Here is an 8,509-nt window from a genome sequence, read left to right on the forward strand (position 1 = left end):
CCTTAGCAACCCTTAGTTCTATACTATGAAGGTGCTAAATTCTACTTAATTTTCGATTCATTTATCGAAATATTGGATAGATAACTCAAACGAAATTACTCATCTGTGATTTCAATTTTCTTTTTAACATTTTTCTATTAGTATGCTTCATTCGAGGCTTATTTGGCTTTTGGTTTAATTTATTTATTAACTCAAAAAAACTAGAAAAATGAGTATTCAAAATTTCGCAACAAAAGCGTTGCATGCAGGACATGATGTTCAGCAACATGGAGGAACAAGAGCCGTTCCTATTTATCAAACTACATCTTATGTTTTTAACAATTCAGAACATGCAGCTAATCTTTTTTCATTAAAAGAATTAGGGTTTATCTACACCCGTTTAAATAATCCTACGAATCAAATTTTACAAGATCGTTTGGCAGCATTAGAAGGTGGTGTTGGCGCAGTGGTTTTTGCTTCGGGTACATCAGCAATTTCTACAGGTTTATTAACACTTTTAAAAGCTGGAGATCATATTGTAGCTTCAAGTAGTTTGTATGGAGGCACATTTAATTTGCTAAATGTAACCTTACCAAGATTGGGTATTACAACCACTTTTGTTAATCCCGATAATCCCGATAATTTTTCAGGAGCTGTACAAGAAAATACAAGAGCATTTTTTGTTGAGTCTTTAGGAAATCCAAAATTAGATGTTTTAGATTTAAAGGCTATTTCAGTACATGCAAAAGCTGCGGGAGTTCCTTTTATAGTAGATAACACAGTAGCAACTTCAGTTTTACTAAAGCCTATTGAATATGGTGCAGATATAGTTATTCATTCCTTAACAAAATACATTGGCGGACAAGGAACTTCCTTAGGAGGAGCAATAATTGATGCTGGTACTTTTAACTGGGCAAATGGAAAATTTCCAGAATTCACAGAGCCTTCAGCAGGATATCATGGTTTAAAATACTATGAAACTTTAGGTGCGGCATCTTATACCTTTAAATTAATTTTAGAAGGTTTGCGAGATTTTGGTGGTGCATTAAGTCCAACCAATGCGTTTAACCTTATTCAAGGCCTAGAAACATTGTCAGTTAGAATTAAACAACATTCTAAAAATGCATTGGAACTAGCCAAATGGCTAGAAGAACAAGAGGAGGTTAGTTGGGTAAACTACCCTGGTTTAGAAAGTAGTAAATATAAAACTTTAGCAGATAAATACTTGCCAAACGGACAAAGTGGTTTAGTGACGTTTGGAGTTAAGGGCGGATTTGAAGCAGCAAAAACATTAGCGGATAACACAAAGTTATTTTCCCTATTAGCGAATATTGGGGATACAAAATCATTGATAATTCATCCTGCAAGTACCACACATCAACAACTGGATGAGGCGCAACAAACAAAGGCAGGTGTAAGTCGAGACTTAATTAGGTTATCAGTTGGTATTGAAGATCTAGAGGATTTAAAAGAAGATTTAAAAGCTGCTTTTAAAATAATTAACGAATCCATTTTACAAGATTAATTAAACTTTTACAGATACTAATTATGAGCGATTTAATATTTAAAGTACAAGGAGAAAGTGCTTCTCCAGCAAAATTCATTGCCACAACAAGGAATTTTAAATTAGTAATAGACGAACCAGAAGATTTAGGTGGTACAGATGAAAATGCAAATCCTGTAGAATATATTTTAGCCGGTTTAGCTGGATGTGTAAACGTAGTTGGACACTTGGTGGCTAAAGAATTAGGGTTTACAATTAATACCTTAAAAATTGAAGCTGAAGGAACTATAAATCCAAATAAACTATTTGGAACGTCTAATGCCGAAAGAGCAGGATTCAAGGAAATTAGTTTAAAGCTAATTCCAGAAACAGAAGCATCTATTGAAACATTGGTAGCTTGGTTGAAAATAGTTCAAGAGCGCTGCCCGGTTAAGGATAATTTATTAAACGCGACTCCAGTAAGTCTTGAGGTTGAAAAACAATATGCCATTTAAAGCATGTCAAAATTAGGACATATCCAAATTCCAAATTTCAAATTAGAAATTGGTAAGGCAATTACTTTAAAATTGTCTTACCAATTATTTGGAAAACCATTAGGTACGGCTCCAATTGTTCTTGTTAACCATGCGCTTACGGGAAATAGTAATGTGTCTGGAGCAGATGGTTGGTGGAAAGACCTTATTGGAAAAGCCAAAGTTATCGATACGCAGACATATACCGTTTTAGCGTTTAATATTCCGGGAAATGGTTATGATGATTTTATCATTGAAGACTATAAGAGTTTTGTTGCCAAAGATATTGCAGCGCTATTTTTAGAGGGATTAAAATCACTTCAAATCCATAAGTTGTTTGCCCTTATTGGCGGCTCTTTAGGTGGTGGAATTGCTTGGGAAATGTTAGTCCTGAAACCTGATTTAGTAACACATTTTATTCCAGTAGCCACCGATTGGAAAGCGACTGATTGGCTTATTGCCAATTGCCAAATCCAAGAACAATTTCTTGTCAATTCTAGTAATCCAGTTCATGATGCCAGGATGCATGCTATGCTGTGTTATAGAACACCAGCGTCGTTTAAAGAACGATTTCAACGAACTAAAAACACCGATTTACAGATTTTTAATGTCGAGAGTTGGTTGTTGCACCACGGTAAAAAATTGCAAGAGCGATATCAGTTGGCATCTTATAAATTAATGAACCAGTTACTAAAAACAATTGATGTTACTAAAGGAGGTCAGTATAGTTTTAAAATTTTACATCGCATTCAGGCCAATATTCATATTATAGGTGTTGATTCAGATTTATTTTTTACAGCTGAAGAAAACCGCGAAACACAAAAACATCTAGCATTAACACATCCTTATGTGACTTATAATGAAATTCAGTCCATTCACGGACACGATGCTTTTTTAATAGAACTAGAACAATTAGAAAAAATCATTTCAGGAATATTTAAGCCTGAATCAAAAAGAGATAGAATGAAGATATTGAAATTTGGAGGGAAATCCTTGGCAAATGGAGTAGGATTAGAAAAGGTGTTATCGATTATAGAAGCCAAAGTAAAGGATAAGCAAAATATTACAGTGGTTGTTTCTGCAAGAGGAAACGCTACTAACGAATTAGAAGCTATCTTGGAGAAAGCAGCTACTAATCAAACCTACAAGGAGGAGCTAGAAGCATTTAAAACTGATCAATCGGAACCTTGTAAAACCATAGATTTTTCGGATGAATTTTCAAAATTAGACATGATTCTAGAAGGAGTAAGCTTACTTCAAGACTATAGTATGAAAATTAAGGATGAATTTCTAGCTTATGGGGAATTACTTGCAACAAAAATGGTAACCCAATTATTATGCGAACGTAAAATAAAAGCATACTCCACGGATGCAAGAGTTTTAATAAAAACAGATGAAAACTTTGGTGATGCACAGCCAATTTTAGCAGTTTCAGAGAAGAATATAAAATCTCATTTTGAAAAATATAATGGTGATGCCGTTCATATTGTTTCAGGTTTTATTGCATCGAATTTAAAAAACCAAACCACTACCTTGGGTAGGAATGGAAGTAATTATACGGCTTCTTTGTTGGCCAATTATTTAGATGCCGAAGAGTTGGAAAACTATACGCATGTTAACGGAATTTATACCGCCAATCCTGATTTAGTTCTCGATGCCAAAAAAATAGATCAACTGTCTTTTAGTGAAGCAAATGAGCTAGCTAATTTTGGCGCAACCATTTTACATGCTAAAACTATAGTTCCATTAATAGAAAAAAATATTAACCTACGTATTTTGAATACCTTTAACCCTGAAGATAAAGGAACTTTAATTACATCGAAACCAACAGCTGAAGGCATAAAATCGCTTTCAGTTATAGATAATGTGTCTTTAATAAATTTTGAAGGTCGCGGACTTTTAGGTAGAATAGGAGTGGATGCAAGAATTTTTAAATCATTAAGCACACATCAAATTAGTGTAAGTATTATTGCTCAAGGTTCTTCTGAGCGTGGCATTGGTTTTATTGTAGCTTCAAATAGAGCAAAAGATGCCGTCGCCGCTTTAGAGCTTGAATTTGAAAGTGAATTTTACACTAAAGACGTCCATAAAATTTCAATTATTGATGATGTTTCAGTCATTTCAATCATTGGTTTAGATTTAAGTAAATTTCATCAACCGTATAATTCGCTAATAAAAAATCAAATCGTTCCTCTGTTATTTAACAATACTGTTTCTGGTAAAAATGTGAGTTTGGTTGTTAGAAAAAAACAATTACATAAAGCGCTTAATGTTATCCATGGACAGGTTTTTGGTGTAGCCAAAAAAATAAATATAGCCGTTTTCGGGAAAGGCTTGGTTGGCGGCACTTTAATTGATCAAATTTTAGAGAATTCAGCATCTATTTTAAAACGCAGAAATATTCAATTACGTGTATTTGCTATTGCCAATTCAAAAAAGTTGTTGTTGAGTGCGTCAGGAGTTAGCGAAAATTGGAAACAGGATTTAGAAAATGAAGGAATTGATAATATATCAGCTAAAGCTGTAATAGATTATGCCAAAAAGTATCATCTTGAAAATCTAATAGCTGTAGATAATACAGCTAGCGCATCCTTTATTGATAATTATATTCCTTTAGTGGAAGCGGGATTCGATTTGGTTTCTTCAAACAAAATCGCGAATACGGTTGCTCATGATTTTTATAAAGCCTTAAGAGAGAAATTAGTCCAAAATAGAAAGGAATATCTTTATGAAACGAATGTTGGCGCAGGATTACCTTTAATAGATACCATTAAGCTACTACATGAATCAGGCGAGAACATCACGAGAATAAGAGGTGTGTTTTCTGGTTCTCTAAGTTATTTGTTTAATACGTTTTCTTTAGAAAATAGAGCGTTTTCAGAAATCTTACAAGAAGCAATTGATAAAGGTTACACAGAGCCAGATCCAAGAGAAGATTTATGCGGAAACGATGTAGCTAGAAAATTATTGATTCTTGCTCGTGAATTGGATCTAGAGAATGAATTTGAAGATATTCATATAGAAAATTTAATTCCTAAGGAATTTAGAAATATTTCATCTTCACAATTTTTAGAAAATTTAGAAGCTTTGAACGTTACGTTTCAGCATAAAAAAGATGCGCAAAAGCCAGATTATGTATTGAGATATATTGGAGATTTGTCGGGTGACTTGTTTCAAAGTAAGGGACGGTTAGACGTGCAATTAGTTTCTGTGCCTAAAAATTCAGTGTTAGGATCTTTAAAAGGATCGGATGCTATGTTCGAAATATTTACAGAATCTTATGGAGAAAGGCCATTAGTTATTCAAGGAGCTGGAGCGGGGAAAGATGTTACGGCAAGAGGCGTATTTGGAGATATTTTAAGATTGGCAAAAAATACCAATTAAAACGTCAAGAATTTGGATGTTGTAAAACCTGTAAAAGAAAATGCAATAATATAAAAGCCATAGTGTCACGGGTATTTTAAATATTCTGCTATTTTTGCCTCATATTTAAAATTAATGAGGCAACTAATTACCTATCTTTTATGTTTTTGTTTCGGATTGGTTTTTTCTCAGGAAAAGAAAACCAATTCATATTTTGATGTTAATTATTTTTCAGGAAATATAGCTTTGCATAATAACGATATCCTTCATTTAATTAAAGGACATCCGGAAGGTGTTATTTTAAGTTGGAATAAAAAAACCTTTGGAAATGAGGATTGGGAGCAACGATATGGTTATCCAGATTGGGGAGCCTCATTTGCTTATCAAGACATGAAAAATGATGTTTTAGGTAATAATTATTCGCTTTATTTACACTATAATTTTTATTTTTTAAATCGAAATCTACAGCTACGTTTAGGTCAAGGTTTGGCTTACAATACGAATCCTTACAACAAGGTAGAGAATCATAAAAACGTAGCTTTTGGCTCAGCTATTTTGAGTTCAACCTACTTGATGCTTAATTATAAAAAAGAAAGAGTTTTGGATAGATTTGGAATTCAAGGAGGGTTTTCGCTCATCCATTATTCCAATGCCAATGTAAAGGCTCCAAATACAAGTGTTAACTCCATTGCTTTTAATGTGGGGTTGACTTATAATTTAGATGAAGTCGATTCGGAATATATTAAATCGGTAACCAAGGAGAAATTTACCCAACCAATAAAGTACAATTTTATTTTCAGATCTGGTATAAATGAAAGCGATGTTATTGGAAGCGGACAATATCCTTTTTATGTGGTTTCAGCTTATGCAGATAAACGCCTGTCTTATAAAAGTGCCATTCAATTTGGAGCTGATGTATTCTTTTCTAAGTTTTTAAAAGAATTGATTTACTATAAATCCATTTCTTTTCCAGAAGAAAATGTTTCAGGAGATGAAGATTATAAACGTGTTGGGATTTTTGCCGGACATGAATTGTTTATCAATAAAATGTCTGTAGTTACTCAATTTGGATATTATGTTTACTATCCATACGATTTTGAAGGAAGAACCTACCTTAGAGTTGGCGCTAAGCGTTATTTTGGCGATAAATGGTTTGCAGCATTAACATTAAAGTCACATGCAGCCAAAGCAGAAGCGGTTGAATTAGGTGTGGGAATTAGATTGTAAAAAATGAAAAAGTATTTACTCATATTTGTTTTAGGATGTTTATTTTCTTGCGATAGCGAAGATGCCAACGATTGTTTTAAAAAAACAGGAAACCTAATTACTAAGGAAGTTGTTGTAGCCGATTTTGAAGAGATATTTGTAAATAGAAATATAGAATTGATTTTAAAAGAAGCTCCAAACACCAGTGTTTTAATAGAAGCAGGGAGCAACTTAATAAATGATATAGATGTTTATGTTATAAATGGTCAGTTGAGATTAATAGATAATAATACATGCAACTTTGTAAGAGATTACCAACCAACTAAAGTTTATGTTACCGCCCCAAATATTACGCTAATTAGAAGCTCTACACAATATGATATTCTGTCTGATGGGATTTTAAGTTATAGTAATTTAAGCTTGCTTTCCGAGGATTTCGCTGTAGAAGCAGATTTTACTATAGGTGATTTTAGATTAAAAGTGATCTCTAATAATTTAAAAATTACAGCAAATAACCTGTCGTCATTTTATATTTCAGGAGAAACTAATAATCTTTCTGTTGGTTTTTTCGCTGGGTCAGGACGTTTTGAAGGCGCTAATTTAATAGCACAAAATGTAAGTGTTTCTCATAGAGGAAGTAATGATATGATTGTAAATCCACAACAAAAACTAACTGGTGTGTTGCGTGGAACGGGCAATTTAATCTCGAAAAATCAACCTGCAATAGTAGATGTAGAACAGCTTTATACAGGAAAACTTATTTTTGAATAAAATAAATAGTTTAAAAGAAACTTAAATTCTAATAGACATAAGTTTCTTCTCTGAAGTTATTCTGCTAAGCCGGTACTTTTTTTCTTTAAAATGAAGTACAACTATTTCGTTAACTCTTGAAATAGATTTTCTAAACTCATGTTTTTCTGATTTAATTGAAGGATTTTTAACTGATTATCATGGGCGAAATCAAATACATGAGAGCGCATGTCTTCAGATGTAGAAAAAGTAATTTCATAAATAAAATCATGAGTATTTACAACTTGTTTAACTTTCGGTAACCGCAATAAAAAGGCGTCTTCCACTCGGTAGTCAAACTCTACAATAACAATTTGTTCTTGACCATCACGGAGTTCCTTCAGTTTTTTGTCGGCAACTATTTCACCTTTATTAATAATGATTACTCGGTCGCACATGGCTTCCACCTCTTGCATAATATGTGTAGAAAGGAAAACGGTTTTTTCTTTACCTATATTTTTAATCAAACTTCTAATTTCTACCAATTGGTTTGGGTCTAGACCTGTTGTAGGCTCATCTAAAATCAATACTTCAGGATTATGTAGCAAAGCATTTGCTAAACCCACCCTTTGTCTGTAGCCTTTAGAAAGTTGCCCGATTTTTTTATGGGATTCTGGGGTTAACCCTGTAAGTTGAATTACTTCCTCAATACGTTGCTTGTTTATGCCATATACGTTTGCATTAAAATTCAAATATTCTCTAACATACTGTTCTAAATATAACGGATTGTGTTCTGGTAAATAACCAACGCTTTGTTGTACCTTTTGTTTATCGGTTTTCACATCAAAACCATTAACTTTTGCTTGTCCATCGGATGCCTCAATATACGTGGTTAAAATCTTCATCATAGTAGATTTTCCAGCACCATTAGGTCCTAAAAACCCAACGATTTCTGGTTTACTTACCTTAAAAGAAATATTGTTCAGTGCTTTTTGCGAACCGTAAATTTTCGTGATATTTTCAACTTCAATAGACATAAAACTCTTCGATTTTTTTGTAAAAATAACTATTTCGCAATCGATTTCAATTAAAAAATAGTCTTTACATTTTGTTTTTTAAATTTATTAGCTACTTTAGCAGACTCAATATGAAAGCAACATTGAATTTTGCATATTACAACTGGAACTATTTCTTTTTTAACAAAAGGAACGAGATG

General features: G+C 33.0%; 6 protein-coding genes. 5 read left to right on the forward strand and 1 reads right to left on the reverse strand.

All coding sequences use genetic code 11. The features are described 5' to 3' along the window. Nucleotides 1-208 precede the first annotated feature (208 nt). From VKY41_RS01155 to VKY41_RS01175, 5 genes are all read left to right on the forward strand, one after another. Nucleotides 209-1,504 carry an O-acetylhomoserine aminocarboxypropyltransferase/cysteine synthase family protein gene (locus VKY41_RS01155; RefSeq protein WP_500812595.1) on the forward strand — a complete coding sequence of 432 codons (1,296 nt, stop codon included), beginning with the start codon at nt 209-211 and terminating at the stop codon, nt 1,502-1,504. Nucleotides 1,505-1,527: 23 nt separating this feature from the next. Then, entirely contained in the window at nt 1,528-1,977 is a 450-nt protein-coding gene (locus tag VKY41_RS01160; protein WP_500812596.1) for an OsmC family protein, read from the forward strand. Nucleotides 1,978-1,980: 3 nt separating this feature from the next. After that, nucleotides 1,981-5,379 carry a bifunctional aspartate kinase/homoserine dehydrogenase I gene (thrA, locus tag VKY41_RS01165; protein WP_500812597.1) on the forward strand — a complete coding sequence of 1,133 codons (3,399 nt, stop codon included), beginning with the start codon at nt 1,981-1,983 and terminating at the stop codon, nt 5,377-5,379. A gap of 114 nt (nt 5,380-5,493) precedes the next feature. Next, nucleotides 5,494-6,585, forward strand: a complete 1,092-nt coding sequence (locus tag VKY41_RS01170; protein WP_500812598.1) for an acyloxyacyl hydrolase — start codon at nt 5,494-5,496, stop codon at nt 6,583-6,585. 3 nt (nt 6,586-6,588) lie between these two features. After that, nucleotides 6,589-7,335 carry a head GIN domain-containing protein gene (locus tag VKY41_RS01175; protein WP_500812599.1) on the forward strand — a complete coding sequence of 249 codons (747 nt, stop codon included), beginning with the start codon at nt 6,589-6,591 and terminating at the stop codon, nt 7,333-7,335. 101 nt (nt 7,336-7,436) lie between these two features. On the opposite strand, the gene gldA is transcribed toward VKY41_RS01175, so the two are convergent. Then, nucleotides 7,437-8,330, reverse strand: coding sequence for a gliding motility-associated ABC transporter ATP-binding subunit GldA (gldA, locus tag VKY41_RS01180; protein ID WP_500812600.1), 894 nt, complete (start codon nt 8,328-8,330; stop codon nt 7,437-7,439). Between the last annotated feature and the right edge of the window lie 179 nt (nt 8,331-8,509).

The sequence above is a fragment of the Xanthomarina sp. genome, from assembly GCF_035306605.1.
Taxonomy (GTDB): domain Bacteria; phylum Bacteroidota; class Bacteroidia; order Flavobacteriales; family Flavobacteriaceae; genus Xanthomarina.